General features: G+C 69.8%; 16 protein-coding genes. 5 read left to right on the top strand and 11 right to left on the bottom strand.

The genetic code is table 11. From position 1 onward, the window contains the following. Nucleotides 1-10 precede the first annotated feature (10 nt). The 3 genes from IEY69_RS00825 to hpf form a co-directional block, all read right to left on the bottom strand. Nucleotides 11-331: a hypothetical protein gene (locus tag IEY69_RS00825; RefSeq protein ID WP_189072286.1), complete on the bottom strand. Its 321-nt coding sequence runs from the start codon at nt 329-331 to the stop codon at nt 11-13. Nucleotides 332-386: 55 nt separating this feature from the next. After that, nucleotides 387-1,466, bottom strand: a complete 1,080-nt coding sequence (locus IEY69_RS00820; RefSeq protein WP_189071274.1) for a butyrate kinase — start codon at nt 1,464-1,466, stop codon at nt 387-389. Nucleotides 1,467-1,586: 120 nt separating this feature from the next. Then, a complete protein-coding gene (gene hpf / locus IEY69_RS00815) occupies nt 1,587-2,150 on the bottom strand; it encodes a ribosome hibernation-promoting factor, HPF/YfiA family (RefSeq protein WP_189072285.1) in 564 nt (187 codons plus the stop codon). Between the two features lie 201 nt (nt 2,151-2,351). Here hpf and IEY69_RS00810 point away from each other — a divergent pair, with 201 nt between their 5' ends. Further along, entirely contained in the window at nt 2,352-3,005 is a 654-nt protein-coding gene (locus IEY69_RS00810; protein ID WP_189071273.1) for a TetR/AcrR family transcriptional regulator, read from the top strand. A gap of 54 nt (nt 3,006-3,059) precedes the next feature. Here the strand turns inward: IEY69_RS00810 and IEY69_RS00805 are convergent, their stop codons facing one another. The 3 genes from IEY69_RS00805 to IEY69_RS00795 form a co-directional block, all read right to left on the bottom strand. Beyond that, nucleotides 3,060-4,430: a 3-oxoacid CoA-transferase gene (locus IEY69_RS00805; protein ID WP_373290965.1), complete on the bottom strand. Its 1,371-nt coding sequence runs from the start codon at nt 4,428-4,430 to the stop codon at nt 3,060-3,062. Nucleotides 4,431-4,539: 109 nt separating this feature from the next. Further along, complete coding sequence (locus IEY69_RS00800) at nt 4,540-5,826, bottom strand: thiolase family protein (RefSeq protein WP_308425419.1); 1,287 nt, start codon at nt 5,824-5,826, stop codon at nt 4,540-4,542. Nucleotides 5,827-6,036: 210 nt separating this feature from the next. Further along, the gene (locus tag IEY69_RS00795) at nt 6,037-6,252 is read right to left on the bottom strand and encodes a hypothetical protein (protein ID WP_189071272.1); all 216 of its coding nucleotides are present in this window, start codon (nt 6,250-6,252) and stop codon (nt 6,037-6,039) included. Between the two features lie 270 nt (nt 6,253-6,522). On the opposite strand from IEY69_RS00795, the gene pgi reads away from it, so the two are divergent. Further along, nucleotides 6,523-8,154 carry a glucose-6-phosphate isomerase gene (gene pgi / locus IEY69_RS00790; RefSeq protein ID WP_189071271.1) on the top strand — a complete coding sequence of 544 codons (1,632 nt, stop codon included), beginning with the start codon at nt 6,523-6,525 and terminating at the stop codon, nt 8,152-8,154. 145 nt (nt 8,155-8,299) lie between these two features. Further along, on the top strand, nt 8,300-10,630 hold the full coding sequence (locus tag IEY69_RS00785; protein ID WP_189071270.1) for an AfsR/SARP family transcriptional regulator: 2,331 nt from the start codon (nt 8,300-8,302) through the stop codon (nt 10,628-10,630). 469 nt (nt 10,631-11,099) lie between these two features. On the opposite strand, the gene IEY69_RS00780 is transcribed toward IEY69_RS00785, so the two are convergent. Next, on the bottom strand, nt 11,100-11,909 hold the full coding sequence (locus IEY69_RS00780; RefSeq protein WP_189071269.1) for a pyruvate, water dikinase regulatory protein: 810 nt from the start codon (nt 11,907-11,909) through the stop codon (nt 11,100-11,102). A 182-nt stretch (nt 11,910-12,091) separates the two neighbouring features. Between IEY69_RS00780 and ppsA the strand changes: the two genes are divergently transcribed. After that, on the top strand, nt 12,092-14,455 hold the full coding sequence (ppsA, locus tag IEY69_RS00775; RefSeq protein ID WP_189071268.1) for a phosphoenolpyruvate synthase: 2,364 nt from the start codon (nt 12,092-12,094) through the stop codon (nt 14,453-14,455). Nucleotides 14,456-14,804: 349 nt separating this feature from the next. On the opposite strand, the gene IEY69_RS00770 is transcribed toward ppsA, so the two are convergent. The 4 genes from IEY69_RS00770 to IEY69_RS00755 form a co-directional block, all read right to left on the bottom strand. Continuing rightward, on the bottom strand, nt 14,805-15,500 hold the full coding sequence (locus tag IEY69_RS00770) for an HAD family hydrolase (RefSeq protein WP_189071267.1): 696 nt from the start codon (nt 15,498-15,500) through the stop codon (nt 14,805-14,807). A gap of 33 nt (nt 15,501-15,533) precedes the next feature. Then, nucleotides 15,534-16,607 (bottom strand): DNA polymerase IV, encoded by a 1,074-nt coding sequence (gene dinB / locus IEY69_RS00765; RefSeq protein WP_229783522.1) that lies wholly within the window; start codon nt 16,605-16,607, stop codon nt 15,534-15,536. Between the two features lie 24 nt (nt 16,608-16,631). Further along, nucleotides 16,632-17,840 (bottom strand): 23S rRNA (cytosine(2499)-C(5))-methyltransferase, encoded by a 1,209-nt coding sequence (locus IEY69_RS00760; protein WP_189071266.1) that lies wholly within the window; start codon nt 17,838-17,840, stop codon nt 16,632-16,634. Nucleotides 17,841-17,920: 80 nt separating this feature from the next. Further along, on the bottom strand, nt 17,921-19,156 hold the full coding sequence (locus tag IEY69_RS00755; protein ID WP_229783521.1) for a cation:proton antiporter: 1,236 nt from the start codon (nt 19,154-19,156) through the stop codon (nt 17,921-17,923). A gap of 281 nt (nt 19,157-19,437) precedes the next feature. Between IEY69_RS00755 and IEY69_RS00750 the strand changes: the two genes are divergently transcribed. After that, nucleotides 19,438-21,924, top strand: coding sequence for a hypothetical protein (locus tag IEY69_RS00750; protein WP_189071265.1), 2,487 nt, complete (start codon nt 19,438-19,440; stop codon nt 21,922-21,924). The last annotated feature ends 140 nt before the right edge of the window (nt 21,925-22,064 follow it).

The raw sequence follows: 22,064 nt of genomic DNA, 5'->3' as shown, positions 1-22,064 counted from the left end.
GCAGGGCCGGTCAGCGCTGCTGGTCACGCACGGCGGCCAGGGTCTCCTCGAACTCGTCGAGGAACTCGTCCTCCAGCAGGCGGTCGCGGATCAGGGCGTCCTGCGCGGTGGTGGCCTGCTCGCGCGTCCAGCGCAGCCGGGCCTGCCGCGCGCCGCTCACGTTGCCCTTCCCGGCAATGAAGCGCGCCGCGTGCCGCACGGCCTGCACCGGGTCCTCGGTGGGCGCGGTGACGGACAGGTTGCGCAGGCCGCCCTGGTCGTTCACCAGCGAGCAGGTCACCTCGATGCGCGGGCCGCGCTGCGCGAGGAACACCTGATCCACGCGCCACATGCTGGTCGCGCGGATGGGGTCCGGGGCCCGCGGGGGGAGGCGACGGCGGGCCACGTCAGGACCCCGGCGCGGCGGGCGGCGTCCACTCGCGCAGCGCCTCCTGGCCCAGCAGGACGCGTCCGGCACCCTCGGCGAGCGCCTCGAGTTCCAGTTCACCGGGAATCACGAACACCGGAGCGATCCACGCAACGCGCCGCTCGATCCGGTCGATCAGTTCGTCCCAGCGGGCGATCCCGCCCGTCAGGACGATCGCGTCCGGGCGGGCGCTGAGCGCGCCGGTCTGCTCCCCGATGGCCTTGGCGGCCTGGTGTACGAAGGCGGCGGCGACGCGACTGACGTCCGGATCGCCCAGGCTGCGGCCTTCCAGGTCACGCAGGTTCGCGCTGCCCGTCAGGGCCAGGAAGCCGCTCTCGGCGGCGAGGTGATGCAGGGTCTGCTCGCCCAGCTGCCCGTGCAGGCGCAGCAGGTCACGGGCGGGCACGGGACCGCTCTGGCGGGCTCCCATCGGGCCGCCGTTCGCGCCGCTGCCCGTGGTGTCGATGGCGCGCCCAGCCTCGAAGGCCGTGACGCTGCTGGTGGCGCCCAGGTGCGCGACGACCACGCGGGCGTCCTGGAAGCGCTTGCCGACCTCGTACGCGGCGCGGCGGGCCACGGCGCGGGCGTTCAGCGCGTGGAATTCCGCGCGGCGGCTCACGCCCCGCAGCCCGGTGGGGCGCGCCTCGGGCAGCAGTTCGTCCGCACTCTGCGGGTCCACGATGAACGCGGGCACGCCGCGCACCTCTGCGACGGCCAGGGCCAGCGGGCCGCCCAGGTTCGGGGGGTCCTGCCCGGCGTCGCAGGCCAGCGCGAACGCCGCGAGTTCCGGCGTGACGCGGTACGTGCCGGTCGTGACCCGGCCGATGAAGCCGCCTCGTCCCACCACGGCGTCCGGCGCGGGCCAGTCTCGGGTCAGGTCCAGCACCTGCCGGGTCAGATCGGGCAGGTCTGCGGGGGTGGGTGGGGCGTCCAGCGGCAGTTCGGCGCGCGTCAGGGTCAGGCGCAGCTGGCCCGGCAGAGCGGAGTTCGCGCTGGGCTCGATCTGAGCGCACGCGAGTTTCACGCCGCTGGTTCCAGGATTGATCACGTGGGCGATCACAACGCCGCAGCGTAGCAGATCAGAGGGTGACGGCAGCGGGACCGGTCACCCCGTGGGTCCGCACGAGGGGCGGGCGCACTCCGTTCCCGGAGCCGCCCGCCCTGTCCGCTCAGTTCGTGCTCAGCTGGGTTCGATCAGACCGTAGTGGCCGTCCTTGCGCCGGTACACGACCCCGCAGGCATCGGTGCGCATGTTCATGAACACGTAGAAGTCGTGCCCCAGGGCCTCCATCTGCGCCACGGCGTCCTCCGGGCTCATGGGGCGCAGGTCGAAGCGTTTCTGGCGCACGATCTCGGGCATGAACTCGGACACGTCGTCCATGCCGGCGTTCACATCGGCCTCGGCCGGGCCGGGCTCGGGCTGCGGCGTGGCGTCATGGCGGTGCTTGAGGTAGCGGGTCTTGAACTTGCGCAGCTGGCGTTCCAGGACGTCGCTGGCCCGGTCGATCGCAGCGTACATGTCCGAGTGGTGCTCCTCGGCGCGGATGATGCCGCTGGGGACGTTCAGCTGCACTTCCACGCGGTTGCGGCGGTCGGCGTCGCGGACGTCGCGTACGGTCAGGGTCACGCGTGCATCGGTGATCTGGTCATTGAAACGATCCAGGCGCGTGAGTTTCTCCTCGACGTAATCGCGCATGGCATCGGTGACTTCAACGTTACGGCCAGACAGCTTGTAGATGTGCACGGCTTTCACCTCTTCCTTTTCCCGGAGGGTGGGTTTGGCTCCGGTGATTCACTCTAGTCGCATGGTCATGAGACTGTCATGCGAGCACGTCACAGCGCCGCCCCCTTGATTCGCGGTATGCTCCGGGGTAGAGCGCTCCCCCCAGTTGCATGAAGGTGGTGGGGGCTGCCCCGCGTGAGCCACGCGCGTTAGCATGAGGGCGTGAAGGTAGACCGGCAGGAACAGGACGACGCGCGGCGCGAACGCATTGCCCGCGCGGCCTTCGAGTTGTTCGCCCGCAGCGGCCTGGACGCCATCAGCGCGCAGGACATCGCGCAGGCCGCTTTTGTGAGCCGCACGAACCTGTACCGTTACTTCCCCAGCAAGGTCCACATGCTGCTGGCGCACTTCGAGAAGGCCGTGCAGGCCAGCCGCGACGACGCCCTGGAACGCCTGCGGGCCGGCGCGAACCCGCAGCAGGTGTGGGACAACGTCACGGGCCGCATGGCCGACCTGGGCGTCCGCTACCGCCATCTGGTCGGCGCGGTGGGACAGGCGGTGCTGGGCGCCCCGCCCGAGGCCGGGCGGCCCGGTGCCCCCGAGCGCGCACCGGGCGACGGCCTGCGTACCGCGCTGACCCTGGCGGCGCTGGTGCAACCGGTGCTGCTGGCCATGCAGGCCCAGGGTCGCCTGCGCCCCGAGGCGAACGTGCAGATGCTGAGCATGCTGCTGGTGGACGCCTTCATCCTGGCGCTGCTGCACGGCGGGCACCGCGACCAGCGCGACGTGCTGCGCGACTGGCAGGACCGCTTCAGCCTGCTGATGTACGGCGCGCTGGCGCCGGAGAGCGCGGCCCGAGCCGAACTGAAAGACTGATCCGAACGGACCGCGGGCCGCCCCGATGGTCAGGGCGGCCCGCTGCCGTCGCGGTTACAGCGCTTCCGAGAAGGGGGCGCCGGTGCTGGCGCGCACCTCGTCCAGGGTGGCGCCGGGCATCAGTTCGGTCAGGGTGAGCGTGCCGTCCCGGAACTCGAACACGGCCTTGTCGGTGATGATCATGCTCACCGCGCCGCGTGAGGTCAGGGGCAGGGTGCATTCGGGGACCACCTTCGGGGTGCCGTCCGGGTCGGTGTGGGTCATCAGGATGATCAATCGCCGCGCCCCACTGGCGAGGTCCATCGCGCCGCCCACGCCCAGCAGCGGCTTGCCCGGCACCGCCCAGTTCGCCAGATTCGCCTGCGCGTCCACCTGTAGGCCCCCCATGACCGCCACATCCACGTGCCCGCCCCGGATCATGCCGAAACTGTCGGCGCTGTCGAAGTAGCTCGCGCCGGGCAGGGCCGTGACCGGGATCTTCCCGGCGTTCACCGGGTAGTCCAGCGCGCCGCCCTGCTCTGGCGCGGGGCCGACGCCCAGCATGCCGTTCTCGGTGTGCAGGTTCACGCCGTGCTCGGGCGTGATCAGGTCCGCGACCAGCGTGGGAATCCCGATGCCGAGGTTCACCACGTCCCCGCGCCGCAGTTCCGCCAGCGCGCGGCGGGCCATGTGCATCCGCGCCTCGTCCACCTTCTTGCTACTGCCCTTCACGTCCGCGCTGCTGCCGAGCGCGTCGGCGGTCAGGGTCGCCTGCACGAGGTAATCCACGTACAACCCCGGCGTGTGCACCTGCTCCGGGGGAATGGTCCCGACCGGGACGATCTCCTCGACCTCCGCCACGACGAGGTCGGCGGCGGTCGCCATGGCGCGGTTGAAGTTCTGCTCGGTCAGGCGGTACTGGAGGTTCCCGGCCTCGTCGGCCCGCCACGCGCGCACGAAGGCCACGTCACCGCGCAGGGCGGGCACGAAGACCATCTCCCGGCCGTTCAGGACCCGCACGTCCGCGTCCCCGGCGATGACGGTCCCGGCGGCGGTGGGCGTGTAGAACCCGCCGATGCCTGCCCCACCTGCACGCAGCGCCTCAGCCAGACTGCCCTGCGGGATGAGCTGCACCTCCAGGCGACCCTCCTGAGCGGCCGCCACCGCCTCGCGGTTGCTCGTGAAGAACGACCCGATGGCCTTCCGCAGCTGCCCGTGGCGCAGCAGTCGCCCGCCACTCAGGCCCGCCTCGCCGACGTTGTTCGCCACGTACGTCAGGTCCCGCACGTCCGTCTCGGCCAGCGCATGCACGAGGTGCACCGGATTGCCGGTCATGCCGAAACCGCCCACCAGCAGCGTCTGCCCGGACTTCACCAGCGCAGCTGCCTCCGGCGCGGTGATGACCGGGACGTGCTTCAGAACCGTCGGGGTTGCCGTCGCCGTCATGCTCCCCTCCGCCACTCCGCCGAGCCCGCAGGGAGCCCCTGCGACCTCAGCCCCGTTCTGGAGGCTCGCCCCTGGCCTTGTCGCTCCGCTCGGGTGCTGCGCACCGGCCTCATGCTTCCACCCTCTCGATGATCGCGGCCTCGCCCTGCCCGACGCCCACGCACAGCGTCGCCAGTCCGTAGCGGCCCTCACGGCGCGCCAGTTCGTGCGTCAGCGCCACGATCAGCCGCGCGCCGCTCATGCCCAGCGGGTGACCCAGCGCGATCGCGCCGCCGTTCACGTTCACGCGCTCCTGCGGCAATTCCAGTTCGCGGATGCAGGCAAGGGCCTGCGCGGCGAAGGCCTCGTTCAGTTCGATCAGGTCCAGGTCCTGCACGCTCAGGCCGGTGCGGTCCAGCACTTTGCGGGTGGCTGGAATCGGGCCGAGGCCCATCACGCGGGCCTCCACGCCCGCCGCCGCCGCGCCTACCCAGCGGGCCAGCGGCGTGACGCCCAGTTCGCGGGCCTTCGCGGCGCTCATCAGGACCAGCGCGGCCGCGCCGTCGTTCAGGCCGCTGGCGTTCCCGGCGGTCACGCTGCCCCCCTTGCGGAAGGCGGGTTTCAGGCCCGCCAGGGTCGCCTCGTCGGTCGCGAGGGTGAAGCCGTCAGCCGCGCGGTTCACGCGGGGGTGCTCGTCCGTGTCGAACACGGTGACGCCCTTGCGGCCCTTGACCTGCACCGGCACGATCTCATCCTTGAAGCGTCCGGCGTTCAGGGCGTCCATGGTCTTGCGCTGACTGTCCAGCGCGAAGGCGTCCTGGTCCTCGCGGGTGATCTCGCCGCCACGGTAGGCGCCCTCTCGGCTGCGCCCCGCGATGTTCTCGGCGGTCTCCCCCATCGCCTCCAGCGGGAACAGCGCCTCCATGGCGGGGTTCGGGAAGCGCCAGCCGAGCGTCGTGTCGTACGCGGTGACGTTGCCGTTCGCGAAGGCCTGCGCGCCCTTGGGCATCACGAGGGGCGCGCGGGTCATGCTCTCCACGCCGCCCGCCACGTACACGTCCCCGTCACCGTTGCGGATGGCGCGGGCCGCCGTGTTGATGGCCGACAGGCCACTGGCGCACAGGCGGTTCACGGTCAGGCCCGCCACGCTGTCCGGCAGGCCCGCGAGCAGCGCGGCCATGCGGGCCACGTTGCGGTTGTCCTCGCCCGCCTGGTTCGCGCAGCCGAGGATCACCTCCTCGATCTGATCGGCCGGGACGCCGCTGCGCGCGACGGCCTCGCGGATGGCGTGCGCGGCCAGATCGTCGGGGCGGACGGTCGAGAGGCTGCCGCGGATGGCGCCGATGGGCGTGCGGACGGCCGCGACGATTACCACGTCACGGTCATGCAGGGAACTGAGGGAAGGAAGCTGGGACACGGTGGGGAACCTCCGGGAAAGCAGGCGGGAGGGCCTCCATGGTTCAGAGGGAGGCCCGGAATGAACGCAGTTGACGCCTGCATTCAAGCGCGCCGCGCCCCCGGATGGGAAGGGCCGCCGGCCTGTCAAACGGAACGCCGCCCCTGACACCAGAGGTGCGTGGGGCGGCGTGCGGAACGCGATTGTAAAGCGGGGGGCCCGGCGGGCGCGTCAGCCCAGGCGGCTGCGGCGCAGGCGGCCCAGCAGCGCGAACACCTGCCGCTGCTCCTCGGCGTGGATGGCGCGGCGGATCGCCTCGGGCGACAGGGGACGCAGGTCCGCCGAACCACTCACGACAGCCGGTGCGGTCTCGTCCTGACGGGCGTCCAGGTAGGGCGTGCCCCAGCGGTTCCATGTTGTGTGCACGTCCCTCACCTTCCTGGTCATGTCAGCAGCGTAGCCGGGGACTTCACACAATTCTCTGACTACGCCCGTCGCGCCTCATGGGCGGGAGTGCCCCTGTGGTCAGACGGCCCGTCCTGGACTGCCCGGCCCACCTCTCCACTGCCATGAGAATCATGAGTTTCGATGAACCGGCGGGTGATTCACCCGGTCCTCCGCACAGGCTGCGGCGCCCCGCCGGACGGTGGCGGTATGCTCCCGGACGAACAGGCCGCGCCCCGCCACACCCCGGGTGCCGCCGAAGGGAGACTCGCCATGACCATCACCACCACGGCCGCCTGGACCGCCCTGCTTGCCCACCACGACGCCCTGGAAGACACTCACCTGCGGGACCTCTTCGCGCAGGACCCCCAGCGGGGCGAACGCCTGACCGCCGAGGGTGCAGGCCTGTACCTGGACTACAGCAAGAACCGCGTCACCGACGAGACCCTGACCCTGCTGCTGGACCTCGCGCGCGAGACCGGCGTGGCGGCCAAACGCGACGCCATGTTCGCGGGCGAGAAGATCAACGTGACCGAGGGCCGCGCCGTGCTGCACACCGCGCTGCGCGCCCCGGAAGGCGCGACCGTCATGGTGGACGGCCACAACGTCGTCCCTGACGTGCACGAGGTGCTCGGCCGCATGGCCGCCTTTGCGGAGCAGATCCGCGCCGGGACGTGGCTGGGGTACACCGGCAGGCCCCTGAAGAACATCGTGAACATCGGCATCGGCGGCAGCGATCTGGGGCCCGTCATGGCGTTCGAGGCCCTGAAGCACTACGCGCAGCGGGACCTGACGCTGCGCTTCGTGTCGAACGTGGACGGCACCGACCTGACCGAGAAGACCCGTGACCTCGACCCGGCCGAGACGCTGGTCATCGTGTCGAGCAAGACCTTCACCACGCAGGAGACCATGGCGAACGCCCGCAGCGCCCGCGCGTGGCTGCTGGCCGCGCTGGGCGACGACGCGGCGGTCGCGCGGCACTTCGTGGCCGTGTCCACCAACGCCGAGGCCGTGCAGGGGTTCGGGATCGACACCGCGAACATGTTCGGCTTCTGGGACTGGGTGGGCGGGCGCTACTCCATGGACAGCGCCATCGGCCTGAGCCTGATGCTCGCCATCGGCCCGGACGGATTCAACGAACTGCTCGCCGGGTTCCACGCCATGGACGAGCACTTCCGCACCGCCCCGCTGGAACGCAACCTGCCCGTCCTGCTGGGCCTGCTGGGCCTCTGGTACAACAACTTCTTCGATGCCCAGAGTCACGCCGTGCTGCCGTACGACCAGTACCTCGCGTACTTCCCCGCGTACCTCCAGCAACTCGACATGGAGAGCAACGGCAAACACATCACCCTGGACGGGCAGACGGTGGACTACCAGACCGGCCCGGTCATCTGGGGGCAGCCCGGGACGAACGGCCAGCACGCTTTCTACCAGCTGATCCACCAGGGCACCAAACTCATCCCCTGCGACTTCATCGGCTTCTGCCAGACCCTCAACCCCCTGCCCCTGGAAGGCGGCGCGCCCCACCACGATCTCCTCATGGCGAACGTGTTCGCGCAGACCGAGGCGCTCGCGTTCGGGAAGACGCTGGAACAGGTGCTGGACGAGGGCGTTCCCGAAGGGCTCGCGCCGCACCGCGTGTTCGACGGAAACCGCCCCACCAACACCATCCTCGCCGACCGCCTCACGCCCCACACCCTCGGCGCGCTGATCGCGCTGTACGAACACAAGGTCTTCGTGCAGGGCGCCGTGTGGAACATCAACTCCTTCGACCAGTGGGGCGTCGAACTCGGCAAGGTCCTCGCCGGGAAGATCGTGCCCGAACTGCACGCGGCCCAGGAACCCGACCTGCACCACGACAGCAGCACCAACGCCCTGATCCGCCGCTACCGCACCCACCGCTGACCCCCACCCCCACCCGCCGGAGGCTCCCACCCGGGCCTCCGGCGTTCCACACCCGCACGCCACCACAGTTTCCAGCAGGTGCAAGCTGCTATACCAGGCACATCCGCCCCACCCAACCCCCCATTCGAATCCAGAGGAGGTGCCCGTGCGACTCACCCTGCAACCCACACCCCAGCAGGCCAGCGCGCTGAACGACACCCGCACCCACATCAGCCGCCTCATGAACACCCTGCTCGTCCAGGCCCGCCGCAACCCCGACACCCCCACCGACGACCTGCTCCGCACCCAACCCGACGCCCCCGCTCTGCCGCAGGCCACCCGCCGCGCCGCCGCGCAGGCCGCCCACGACGCCCGCCACAACACCAGGGGCGGCCTGAAAGGCGAAAGCTACTGGCTTGACGCCCGCAGCCTCCGCATCAACCCCACGACCGGCCACGTCACCCTCTGGACCCTCCAGGGCCGCCACACCATCCCCACCCGCCTCGGCAACTACCAGCGTCACCTGCTCACCACAGGCCGCGTCCAGGGCGGCCGCGTCACCCAGGCCAGAAACGGCGACTGGTACGTCAACGTCCAGCTCACCACCCCAACCACACCCTCCCCCAGCCTCAAAACCCGACCCGACCCCCTCTCCACCCGCATCGACCAGCTGGAACGAGAAGGGAATTACGGCGATATCGTGCAGGCCCTTCAGCGCCGGACGCTGACGTCCAAACAGGTCGGGCAGCTGGCCCTGGCCCTGTTGGAAACAGGTGAAACGGACGCGGCTGAAATTCGCCTGCTTCGCGCCTCCGGTGATCCGGGAGCCGACGCCCGGATTCACCTGGGCCTGAGTCTCCTGGCAGCCATGCGAAGCGGCCCGGAGGCGCGGCAGGCCCATGCCCGGCGTGGCCTGGAAACCCAGCCGGATCAGGTGACCCGCTGGTGGCTGATCTGCTCCTACTCCCGCGCACTTGTGGAACTCGGCAACGCGCCGGAAGCTCAGAAGCTCATGGCCAACGTTCTGGAAGAGATCCCCGTCTCGGAATTACGGTCCCGCGCCCGCGCGCTGTACTTCGCACAGAACGTGAGCGCATCCATGGACGACTTTGATTCCCAGGACCGGTACGCCCGTGAAGCGGTTCGCCTGTTCGACCTACTGGGAGGCCACAGTGAAAGCCTGTCCCTGCGTCTGGACCTGGGCTACCGCCTGTTCTTCGAGGGGCGACCCGACGAGGCATTCACGATGATCCACGAGGTCCTGCGGCGCGCCGAGGAACTCAACGATCACCGGCGGGATACCGCCCACCTGATCCTCGGAGAGTTGTACCTGCTGGACGAACAGTTTGAGCTGGCCTGCCGACACCTGACCGCCTGCCTGGAAATTCAGAAACTCCAGGGAAGTGACCGGTTCAACCTGCTGGCCCGCGCCCTGCGGGCTGAGGGACTCTGGCGCCTCGATCAGATTGACGTCTCAGCTTTCGAGCGTGAAATCGAAGCATTGCGACCAGCACAGGAATTCGATACGGTCACCCAAACCTTCTACCTGGGTCTTCTGGCGTTTGAACAGCACCGTTTCGAACATGCTGAACAGTGCTTTGAACGCGTGGCCAGGGGCGTCGCACTCTTTGACGGTTTTCGACTGCGCTCCCACGCCTTCCTGACCTACTGCCGCTGGAGTAAGGGCTGGTCCCTGCTGGAAGCCAGCGCCGACCTGCTGGAAGTCCTGACTCATATCGGCGGTGAACTGGCACTGGCCATCGATGCCGACCGACTCGCCTCGCTGTACGCGGCGTTCGCAGATCAGGAACTCGGAGGAGGTGCTGCCCGCCGCCTCTCACTCCGGGCACGACCGGTCCTGCGCCTCCAACTGCTCGGAGAATTCTCACTTCAGGTCAACACCACCGAGGTTCAGATTCGGCTGCGGAAAGCGCGCGAACTTCTGGCTCTGCTGGTCCTGCGGGGACCTTCGACGCGGGATCAACTGATGACGGCCCTGTGGGATGGAGAGGCACGCCGGGAACTCGGCTCCTACTTCAAGCAGACGGTGCACGCCCTGCGAGACGCGCTCCGCCCGCTTCTTCCTCCGGGGACGGAACCCGTGGTCTGGAGTGGTGGGCAGTACCGACTGACTGAACGGTTCGACGTTCACAGTGACGCTCTTCATCTCAAACGGTGGGGACAGCTGAACAGAGCCCATCAGCGCCAGTTGGTCGACGTGATCCCAGGGCAGTTTCTTCCCGAGGCCAGCACCGAATGGGCGGCCGAGGAACGGGACGCGCTGGAATCGCAGTGGCTGGCGCTGGTGATGTCTGTCGGCCAGGCCCTCCAGTCTGTTGAACCCGCTGCCGCCGCGCAGGTCTATCTGCAGGCCACCCGCCTGAACCCCTTGTTTGAATCTGCCTGGATGGCAACTGCGGCCGCCTACGACCAGGCGGGTCTCATTCAATTAGCCCGGCAAACCCGCGAGGCCGCCAAACGGCACCTGCACGATTAAATTCAGCACTCAACCCGATACCACTCCACGGACCTGCGCCCCTAGATGTGAGGTTGACTCAAGGTTAACCGGGTGTCAGTCAAACTGAATTCAGTCAAGCCGTTGTGGAGGTCGTCGAATATGAAGAGTGTTCTTGGGCGTTGCCTGATTTTATTGTCCCTCATGCTTTCCCCGGTCAGTGCGTCCACTGACCTTCAGAATGTGCCTGACTGCTGCCCGACCGGCCAGGGACCAGTCACGGGTTAACCTTCAACTTCTTCGTTAGCGGCAGAGAGTCGGTCGTCCTTCCCAGCGTCTTCCCCATACCGTCGTTCCTTTCGTTTTCTTCAGCGTCTTCCAGCGTCTTCTCTTTCGTCTTCCTGCGTCTTCTTTGACTCTGGGGGTTCCGTGCGCGCAGCCGGAACCCCCAGCCGCTTGTCTGGGGGCTGGCCACGCGTGTCCGGGCGTGGCCAGTTCCTCTGTCAGGGTGTCACTGGCTGGCGCGCAGGGTGTTGAGGATGGCGGCGGCGATCTCCTCGACGCTGGCGCTGGTGGTGTCGCGCACGGGGACCCCGGCGCGCTGGAAGAGGCGTTCGGCGCGGCGGACCTCGTGCTCGCACTGTTCGAGGCTGGCGTAGCGGCTTCCGGGTTTGCGCTGCGTGCGGATGGCGTGCAGGCGACGGGGGTCGATGGTCAGCGCATGGAGTTTGTGCCGGTGGGCTTCGAGGGGGATGGGCAGGCCGGTGCGGTCGAAGTCGTCCTCCGCGAGGGGGTAGTTGCTGGCTCGGACGCCGTGCTGAAGGGCAAGGAAGAGACTGGTGGGGGTCTTGCCGGCGCGGGAGACGCCGACGAGGATGACGTCGCTGAGGCCGTACTGCTTGTCGCCGATGCCGTCGTCAGTGGCGAGGGCGAAGTCGAGGGCGTCCATGCGCGACAGGTACGCCTCGCTGTCGTGCATGTCGTGGTGGCGGCCGATCTGGCGGACGGCGGGCGTGCCGAACTGCGTTTCGAGGGTGCTGAGGCCGGGGCCGAGCAGGTCGAAGACCTCGGCGGGGGCGGTCTGGAGTTCGCGCAGGACGTCGGGGTGGGTGACGGTGGTGAAGATGATGGGCTGCTCGCCGCGCTCATGGAGGGCGGTGACCTCGCGGCAGACGGCCTGGGCGGCGTGGGTGTCGGCGGTGAAGGGGCGGCGCAGGTAGCGCAGGGGTTGATCGGGGAAGTGGGCGAGGAGCGCGCGGGCCATGTTCTCGGCGGTGAGGCCGGTGTGGTCGCTGACGATGACGACGGTGCGGGTGGGCATGGGGCCAGCGTGACACGCGGCGCGGGGATCCGGTGGGGGTTCGGGCTGTCTGGACGGGTGGGTGTGGTGTGACCGGGCGGGTGACGCAGCCGCGGGGCGGGGTCGGGTAAGGTGAGGGCGTAAGGCAACACTAATTCGCCCCTTTCCAGTTCGCTGGAGCTTCGCAGGAACGGTGAAAAGCAATGGATATGATTCGCGTGCTGGGTACACTAAGGATGACGGACGTGGAGATCGTCGGCGGCAAGAACGCCTCGCTGGGCGAACTCATCCAGGGACTGGCGGGGGCCGGGGTGCGGGTGCCCGGCGGCTTCGCCACGACCGCCGACGCGTTCCGGCTGTTCCTGCAGGAGAACCGCATCGAGGAGAGCATCAACGCCCGCCTGACCGCGCTGGACGTGAACGACGTGGTGGCCCTGGCGCAGGCGGGCCGCGAGATCCGCGCGCAGGTCGAGGCGGCCACCCTCCCCGCCGCGCTGGAAACAGCGATTCGGGACGCCTACGCCGCGATGACCGCCGAGTCGGGCGGCACCGAACCGGACGTCGCGGTGCGCTCCAGTGCCACGGCCGAGGACCTGCCGGAGGCGAGTTTCGCCGGGCAGCAGGAGACGTTCCTGAACGTGCGCGGGATCGACGACGTGCTGCACCACGTGCGGCTGGTGTTCGCCAGCCTGTACAACGACCGCGCCATCAGCTACCGCGTGCATCACGGCTTCGCGCACAGCGACGTGGCGCTGTCGGCGGGCGTGCAGCGCATGGTCCGCAGTGACCTGGGCGCGTCGGGCGTGGCGTTCACGCTGGACACCGAGAGCGGCTACCGCGACGCGGTCCTCGTGACCAGCTCGTACGGACTGGGCGAGATGGTCGTGCAGGGCGCCGTGAACCCCGACGAGTTCTTCGTGTACAAACCCGCCCTGAACGCCGGGCGCAAGGCAATCCTGCGCCGCACGTTGGGCAGCAAGCAGAAGCGGATGGAGTACGCCCCGCAGGGCGGCGTGCAGACCGTGGACGTCCCCCACGAGCAGCAACGCGCCTTCAGCCTCTCGGATGAGGACCTGACGGAACTCGCGCGGCAGTGCGTGACCATCGAGAACCACTACGGCCGCCCCATGGACATCGAGTGGGGCAAGGACGGCCGCGACGGCCTGATCTACATCCTGCAGGCGCGCCCGGAAACCGTGCAGAGCCGCACCGGGAAGACCCTGGAACGCTTCGAACTGACCGGAAAGGGCCCCGTGCTGGTCGAGGGCCGCGCGGTCGGGAACCGCATCGGGGCGGGCGTCGTGCGCGTCGTGCGGGACGTCTCGCAGATGGACAGCGTGCAGGACGGCGACGTGCTGGTCGCGGATATGACCGACCCGGACTGGGAACCCGTCATGAAACGCGCCTCGGCCATCGTCACGAACCGCGGCGGGCGCACCTGCCACGCGGCGATCATCGCCCGGGAACTCGGCATCCCGGCCGTCGTCGGCAGCGGGAACGCCACCCGTGAACTGCAGAGCGGGCAGGAGGTCACGGTGTCCTGCGCCGAGGGCGACACCGGCTTCGTGTACGAGGGCCGCCTCGCGTACCGCGTGAACCGCGTCGAACTGGGCCACATGCCCGAGGTCGGCATGAAGATCATGATGAACGTCGCCTCGCCCGACCGCGCGTTCTCCTTCGCCGCGCTGCCGAACGAGGGCGTGGGTCTGGCCCGCGTGGAGTTCATCTGCTCGAACGTGATCGGCATCCACCCCCGCGCGCTGCTGGACTACCCGAACGTCCCCGACGACGTGCGGGCGCAGATCGACGAGAAGACCGCCGGGTACGCCAGCCCCCGCGACTTCTTCCGCGAGAAGCTCGCCGAGGGCGTCTCCAGCATCGCCGCCGCGTTCGCACCGAAACCCGTGATCGTCCGCCTGAGCGACTTCAAGAGCAACGAGTACGCCCACCTGATCGGCGGACCCGCCTACGAACCCACCGAGGAAAACCCCATGATCGGCTTCCGGGGCGCCAGCCGCTACCGCTCTCGCGACTTCGCCGCCGCGTTCGCGCTGGAATGCGAGGCGATCCGCAGCGTCCGCGACGACATGGGCCTCACGAACGTGCAGGTCATGATCCCCTTCGTCCGCACCGTCGGCGAGGCCGCGCAGATCATCGAGATCCTCGCCAGGAACGGCCTGAAGCGCGGCGAGAACGGGCTCAAGATCATCATGATGTGCGAGATTCCCAGCAACGCCATCCTCGCCGACCAGTTCCTCGAACACTTCGACGGCTTCAGCATCGGCAGCAACGACCTCACCCAGCTGACCCTGGCGCTGGACCGCGACAGCGGCCTCGTCGCCGACCTGTTCGACGAGCAGAACGAAGCCGTCCTGGCACTCATGAGTCAGGCTATCCAGGCCGCCAAACGCGCCGGGAAGTACGTCGGCATCTGCGGCCAGGGCCCCAGCGACCACCCCGCCCTCGCCCAGTGGCTCATGGAACAGGGCATCGACTCCGTCAGCCTCAACCCCGACAGCGTCCTGGGCACATGGCTGCACCTCGCCGGAGAGACCGTCCCAGCGTAACCGCTTCCAACGACACCCCTCCCGACGATGACCGGGAGGGGTGTCGTCTGCCGCGCGCCGCCCCAGAGCCCCGCGTCCGACCGCTGTCGTTCTCAGGTGCCCGCTCTGCCGCGCAGCTCTGCCAGGGCCCTCGATTCAGAGGTCTTGAGGGTTGTCCCCCCATACCTCTGAATCCTGTTGTGACAGCGTTTTCCAGTTCCATTGAAGGGCCAACAGCACGCCCTTCAACTCCACTTCCAATCGCTGATGTCGGCGGGTCCTCGCGCTGCTCGTTTCAGGGAGACTAAGGGATTTCTCGGTCTCCCTGAAAACCGCTGTGACTGCAGACGACGATCCTGGCCAGAGTCCTTCACACGAGGCACAGGAGCGCGGGCAGGTCCGCCAGAGCGGAGATCGCCGGAACGTCTGGGTCGAGTCCCGACTGTCCATCCCGGTTCACCCACACGGCCCGCAGTCCGGCCCGGCGTGCGCCCTGCACGTCCTTCTCCCAGGAGTCGCCCACCATCACGGCCTGCCCGGGGGTGACGTCCAGCGCGGCGCAGGCGGCGTGGTATGCGCGCGGGTCGGGTTTCGCCGCCGGGACCTCCTCGACGCACAGCACGGCGTCCACCAGGGCGTCCAGGCCGAAGTGCGCGAGTTTCTGCGCCTGCACGTCGCGCACGTAGTTCGTCAGGACGGCCAGCCGCAGCCCGGCGGCGCGCAGGTCCCGCAACACGCCCGCCGCGCCGGGGAGGGGCGCCCAAGCGGCGCGGTACGCCCCCCGGTACGTGACGGTCGCCGCCTCGCCGTCCGGATCGGGCACGCCCAGCTCGGTCAGGAGGCGCGTGAAGCGCAGCACCCGCGCCGCGTGCGCGGTCAGTTCGCCCCGGAACAGCAGCGGGTCGATGCCGCGGATGTGCGCCGCGTGCCGCGCGAACAGCTCGGCGGGCGGGACGCTCAGGCCGGAATGCGCCGCCAGGGCACGCAGGCCCGCGTGCGTGCAACTCGTGTCGTCGAACAGCGTGTCGTCCAGGTCGAAGATCACGGCGCGCAGGGGCAGGGTCACCGCCCGACTCTACCCCTCCACCGGGCCTCTGCCCTATCCGCCCAGCAGCAGCGGTTGCGTGGGCACCTGCCCCGCCGGGACCAGCGAGGCTGCCGTGATGCCCGCCAGCCGCACGCCCCGCCCCGCGAGCAGCTCCGGCGTCAGCAGGCGCGCGGCGGCGCGGGCCAGCTCCGGCGCGGCGTGAACGGGCAGCGGGAGGGTGACCCGGCGCGTGAGGACGCTGCGGTCGTCGAACTTCAGTTTCAGCACCACCGTCCGCGCGGCCAGCCCGGCCCGCTCTAGGCGGCGCTCCACCCCCTGCGCCAGCACGGGCAGTCGGGCGGCCACCGCGTCCACCCCGCGCAGGTCGTGCCCGTACGTCTCCTCGGTGCCCACGCTGCGGTGCGGGCGGTCCGGTTCGACCGGCCGGTCGTCCAGGCCCCGCGCGATCCGCGAGAAGTGCGCGCCGTGCACCCCGAACCGCGCCGTCAGGGCGGCCGGATCGGCGGCGCGCAGGTCCGCGCCCGTGTGGATGCCCATCCCGGCCAGCTTCGCGGCGGTCGCCGGACCGATCCCGTGAAAGTCCCCCACCGGGAGCACAGCCAGCAGCGCGTCCACCTGCGCGGGCAGGATCACGGTCAGCCCGTCGGGCTTGTGCAGGCCGCTGGCGAGTTTCGCCAGGAACTTGTTCACGCTCACGCCCGCCGTCGCCGTCAGGCCCGTCCCCGCGCGGATCTTCCGCCGGATCGCCTGCGCGATGAGCGTCGCACTCGGCCCGCCCGTCAATGGGGCGGTCACGTCCAGGTACGCCTCGTCCAGCGACAGCGGCTCCACCAGCGGCGTGAACGAGTGGAACACCGCGCGGATCTGCGCGCTCACCTCCCGGTACGCCTCGAACCTCGGCTCCACCACCACCAGGTCCGGGCAGCGCTCCAGCGCCCGGTACAGCGGCATCGCCGACCGCACCCCGAACGGCCGCGCCTCGTAACTCGCGGTCAGGACCACCGAGCGCCGCCCGCCCCACGCGACCGCCACGGGCCGCCCCCGCAGCCGCGCGTCATCCCGCTGCTCCACCGACGCGTAGAACGCGTCCATGTCCACGTGAATGATCTTGCGGAGCGCAGGCACCCGCCCATGCTAGAGCGCGCGGGGTCAGTCGAACTGGATGAAGATGGCCTTGAGGTACTGCGCTTCCGCGAAGGTCGCGTGGTGGTCGGGGGCGTGCTGGCTGGTGTGCAGTTCGCGCCACTTGCGGCCCGAGCGGGTGGCGGCGTCGCGGACGGCGTCCCAGAATTCCTCGGCGGTGACGTGCGCGGAGCATGAGGCGCTCAGGAGGATGCCGCCCTGGGCGAGGCGGCGGATGCCGTCGGCGGCCAGTTTCCCGTACGCGCGGATCGCGCCTGCCCGTTCGGTCTCGCGGCGGGCCAGGGAGGGCGGGTCGAGGATCACGAGGTCGAAGTCGCGGTCGGTGTCGGCGAGCCATTCGAACACGTCGGCCTGGACGGTCTCGTGCGGGGCGGTGAGTTTCGGGTTCAGGGCGTAGTTGCGTTCGGCGCTGTCCAGCGCGTGGGCGCTGATGTCGAGGCTGACGACGTGCGCCGCCCCGCCCCGCGCGGCGTACAGGCTGAAACCGCCGCTGAACGAGAAGGCGTTCAGGACCCGGCGGCCCCGCGCGTACTTCTCGACGCGGCGGCGGTTGTCACGCTGGTCGAGGAAGAACCCGGTCTTCTGGCCGCGCAGCACTTCCGCCTCGAAGGCCAGCCCGGTCTCGTGGAAGACGACGGTGCCGCTGCCGACGTTCCCCGCGAGGAGCTGCCCGTCGAACAGGCCCTCCTGGCGGGCGCGGGTCTGGATGTTGCGGCTCAGGCGTAGCACCAGCGCGAAGTCCGGGAAGCGCTCGGCGAGGAGGACCAGCATGAGCTTCAGGTGCGGGAACCACGCGGCGGTGTACAGCTTGACGACCAGCGTGCTCGCGTAGCGGTCCACGACCAGTCCGGGGAAGCCGTCGGATTCGCCGTTCACGACGCGGTACCCGTCGGTGTCCGGTCCGAACAGCGGCGCGCGGCGCAGCAGCGCCTCGTCCAGCCGCGCGGCCCACCACGCGTCGTCCAGCGTGGCCGGGGTGCCCTGGTGCAGCACCCGCACCCGCAGTGGGCTGTCCGGGTCGAACAGGCCGATCGCCAGGAAGCGGTCGCGGCGGTCGTAGATGACGGCCAGCTCGCCCGCGTCGCCGTCGCGGTTCTGGGCGCGGAGGCTGGACTCGTACACCCAGGGGTGCCCGGCGCGGACGTGCGCCTCGGCAGCGGGGGACACCCGCAGTCTCAGGCGGGAACGGGTGGGAGGGGCGGGAACGTCCGGCATCCCTTCAGGGTACCGCACGGGCGGGAAAAGGCAGGAGGGGACGGCTCACGCAGCTCGTCCCCTCCCTCAGCTCACCGGGTTCAGGTGACGGGGGCGTCCGGCTCCGGGCGGCGCGCCAGGACGCGCAGGGCCAGCGGGGCCAGCACGGTCGTCAGGAGAACCATCAGGAGCACCTCGGCGTACACCTGCTTGCCGATCACGCCCGCCGCGAGGCCCAGGCTGGCGACGATCAACCCGACCTCGCCGCGCGGGACCATGCCCACGCCGACCAGCAGCGACTGCCGCCTGCCCATGCTGCGCGCGCCCAGCAGGCCGCCCACGACCTTGCCGATCACGGCCAGCACCGTCAGGATCAGGCCCGCGACGATCACGACCGGGTCACCCAGGACGCCCAGGTCCAGCTGCAACCCGACGACCACGAAGAAGATCGGGGCGAGGAATGATTCCAGGGCGTGCACCTTCGACTCGAATTCCACCTCGTCCTTCACCTCCGCGAGGACCATGCCCGCCAGGAACGCCCCGATGATCGGCGCGAGGCCCGCCACGGTGCTCAGCGCGGCCACGCCCAGGCCCACGACGATCGCCACGTTGAACATGCGCGCCAGGCTCAGGTTCTGCAGGCGGGGCTGGAAGCGGCGGACAAGCGGAATGCCGACCGCGAGAACCAGCGCCACGAAGCCCACGCTGAGACCCAGGATCAACGCGACCTGTCCGGCACTCATGCTCTCCCCGGCGCCCAGGCCGCTGACGACAGCCAGCAGCGTCAGGCCCAGGATGTCGTCGATGACGGCCGCACCCAGGATCACCTGCGCGAAGCGGGCGTCCAGCACGCCCATCTCCTGCAGGACCTTCGCCGTGATGCCCACCGACGTCGCCACGAGTGCGGTCCCCACGAACAGCGCACTCACGTTCCCCTGGTCCTGCCACAGGCCGAACCCGAAGCCCAGCGCCAGCGGGAACACGATGCCCAGCACCGCCACCAGCAGCGCCTCCTTCCCCACGGACAGCAGGTCCCGGAAGCGGGTCTCGAGGCCCACCATGAACAGCAGGAACACCGCGCCCAGCTCCGCCAGACTCAGCAGGAACTCGTCCGGGCGGACCAGACTCAGCACGCTCGGCCCGATCAAGATCCCGGCCAGCACCTGCCCCACCACCGCCGGAACCCCCAGCTTTGAGGCGACCGCCCCGAACACCATGGCGGCCAGCACCACCCAGAACAGCGCGAACAGCAACTCCGCCGTTCCGGCCGAACTCGCGGCCATCGCACTGCCCGACCACAGGGCCACCAGCACGCCCAGACGAATACCCTTGACCATCACCCTCACCTCCAGTTGAACTGCAAGAAGTCGAAACAAAACGGCATGGAGTCAGGCCGACTTGACCTGACTCCACCCCAGCGGCCTATAGGGACCGCACCCCGCTGCAGGAAGGCAGCGCACTTGTCCTGATTCTAGAGGCTGCCTACCCGGAGCACCGCCCAGCTGAACGCCAGATGAAGGGTCATGACGGAGAATTCACCCGCGACTGACCGCCCGGCATCAGGCAGACGACCGGTCAGGCACACGTCCGGTTGAGGGTAGAATCGGCGCACACCCACATGATTCTCCAGCGTTCTCACTTCATGACGTGGATGCAGGCCCGCAGCCTGGCGTTGACACACCCTCTTTGCCTGTGGGACGACGGCGACGCCGGAGCTCCCTATTTCATCAAGGCGGCCGACACTCCAGCCCGGCCCCTGCTGTGGCTCGAGGCGGCCGAAGGCGACGAGGACCACCCCCACCTGCTCGGCAACAAGCTCGCCGAGGCCGTCCACCGCACCGCGAACGTCCAGCTGTTCGGGTACGGCATGCCCTGGACCTACGGCATCGAGGTGCTGCGCGGCTGCCTTGACCGCCTGGGCCCGTGGGTGTTCGCGCTCAGTGGCGCGCAGCACGCTCCCCAGCTGGCCCGCGCGCTGCTGACCCTGCACGACCAGCAGACCGTGACCATCCTGCACGCGACCTCTCCCCTGCCACCCGCCACCCTCTACCGCACCGTCACGGCCCTGACGTCGACAGATCTGGCGGTGCAGCCGGCCGAACTGGACCACTGGATGCCCGACTTCCCGGGTGGTCCGGAAGCGCGGCAGCGCCTGCTGCGTGACACGGGCGGGCAGATGCGCCCCCTGCTGCTGCAACTGGCCCAGGCCCTGAAGCTGCCACCCCCGCTGGAACCCGCCCCGGAGGGCCTGCGCTTCCTGAGTGGCGAGGCTCCCCAGGTGGAACCGGACCGTCTGCTGGACGCCCTGATCCAGCGGCAGCGGTGGACGGAGGCGCTGCCGCTGGCCGCGCGCCTGCACCCCCACCGGGTGCCCGAACTGCTGACGGTGGCCGGCCCGCACTTTCATGAACGCGGGCTGCATCATCACCTGCATGCACTCCTGAGTGCGCTGCCCAGTAGCATCAACGACGACCCCGAGATCCTGCGCTGGCTGTACTCCGCCGCGCTGCGGACCGGTCACGCGCGCAGCGTGCTCCCGCGCGTCACGGCTCACCTGTCACGGCACGAGGCGCCCGAACTCCGCGCGTTGCACGCCGGGACCACCCTGCGCCTCGCGGACCGTCACCGGGAAACGCAGCGGGCCGCCGCGGCCGCCCACACGCCCCTGACCCTCTACTACCACGGCCTGTCCACCGCGGAGCAGAACCCCACCGACGCGCTGCCCATCCTGCGGGCCGCCGTGGAGTGCGCGGAGACCGAGGGCACCCCCACCGATGTCGTGCGTAACGTGCAGGCCCTCGCGGCGACATACACGCAGACCGGTCAGTACGTCAACGCGCTGCACTGGACCGTGTACGCCCTGCGGCAGTACGACCACAGCCGCATGGGTGACTGGCAGCGGCGACTCGCGGTCCTGAACGAGTGGGCGTACACCAGCCTGCTCAGCGGACGCCTGGAGCAGCTGACCGGCGTGTTGAGCGAGGCCGAGACGCAGCTGGCCAGCGGGGCGCCGCAGGTGTACTCGCTGTTCCAGACGACCCTGGCCGACCACGCGCTGGTCAGCGGCAACCCCCTGCGCGCGCTGCGGGCCTGCGAGGCCGCCCGGCAGCACCAGCCGCGTAATCATCAGGGCTGGCACAGCGCCCAGCTGGTGCGCGTCCTGACTGAACTCGATCAGCCCGAGCGCGCCCTGAGCGTCGCGGAGGAAGCGTTCGTGCTGACCCAGCATGAGGCGCGTTCCTACACCCGCTGGTCCACCCTGGCGCTGGGCATGGCACGCGCGTACCGCGACCCGGTTCAGGCCGTGCCGCTGCTGCAGGACGCCATGGACGCCTTCGAGCAGCCCCTCAAGGCGGACACGCTGGTCCGGGCAGCCGCGCACCTGGCGTTCGCGCACCTTCAGCTGGGGCAGGTGGAGCAGGCCAGCGGCGTGATGCAGCGCGTCGCGCCCCTGACGGCCGAACTCGGGCCGTCGGGTCGGCTGCTGCTGGGCGGCCCGGCGGGTCTGTTCGAGAAGGTCTGGGCGCTGCTCGTTCCCGCCCAGACCCTGAACCTGAACCTGCTGGGCCGCTCCGAAGTGGTCTGGGCCGACCAGCACCTGCGGTTGCAGCCCCGGCACCTGGAGATGCTGGTCCTGCTCAGCCTCAGTCCCGAGGGCCTGGGCGGGGACCGCTTTGCCAGCCTGCTGTACCGGGACGAGGGGGTGGCGCGCTCGTCCCTGAAGGCCGGGATTTCCCGCCTGCGTCAGATGGTGCCGGTCGCGTCGCAACCGTACCGGCTGCTCGTCCCGGTGCAGGCCGATTACCTGGACGTCATGGCGCTGCTTCAGGCCGGGCGTGTGGCCGAGGCGCTGCGCCGCTACGCCGGGCCGCTGCTGCCCGATTCGGACGCGCCCGGCATTGCCGAGTACCGTGAGCTGCTGCACGAATCGCTGCGGCAGGCCGTCCTGAGTCACCGGGACCCCACCCTGCTCAACGAGCTCGCCGTGAAACTCGACGATGATCTTGAGGTCTGGGAGTGCGCCCTGGCTCGCCTGGACGCCAGCGATCCCCGCCGGGCCCGGGCGGCGTCCCGCGTGCGGCAGCTCCGGGTGGCGTACGCGTGAAGGGCCCGCTCACCAGATGATCCCTCACCGCTCAGACAGCTGAGCAGCACCATGACTGGTGGAGCGGCCCGCGGAGGACGTCGCGGACCGCTTCGACCGTGGAGCTGATGGGCCTGCCCCTGGCCGCTGCGCGGAGCTGA

It is taken from the genome of Deinococcus sedimenti (genome assembly GCF_014648135.1).
Classification (GTDB): Bacteria; Deinococcota; Deinococci; order Deinococcales; family Deinococcaceae; genus Deinococcus; species Deinococcus sedimenti.
The sequence above is the reverse complement of the archived record's forward strand: the minus strand, read 5'-3'. Positions and strand labels throughout refer to the sequence as shown.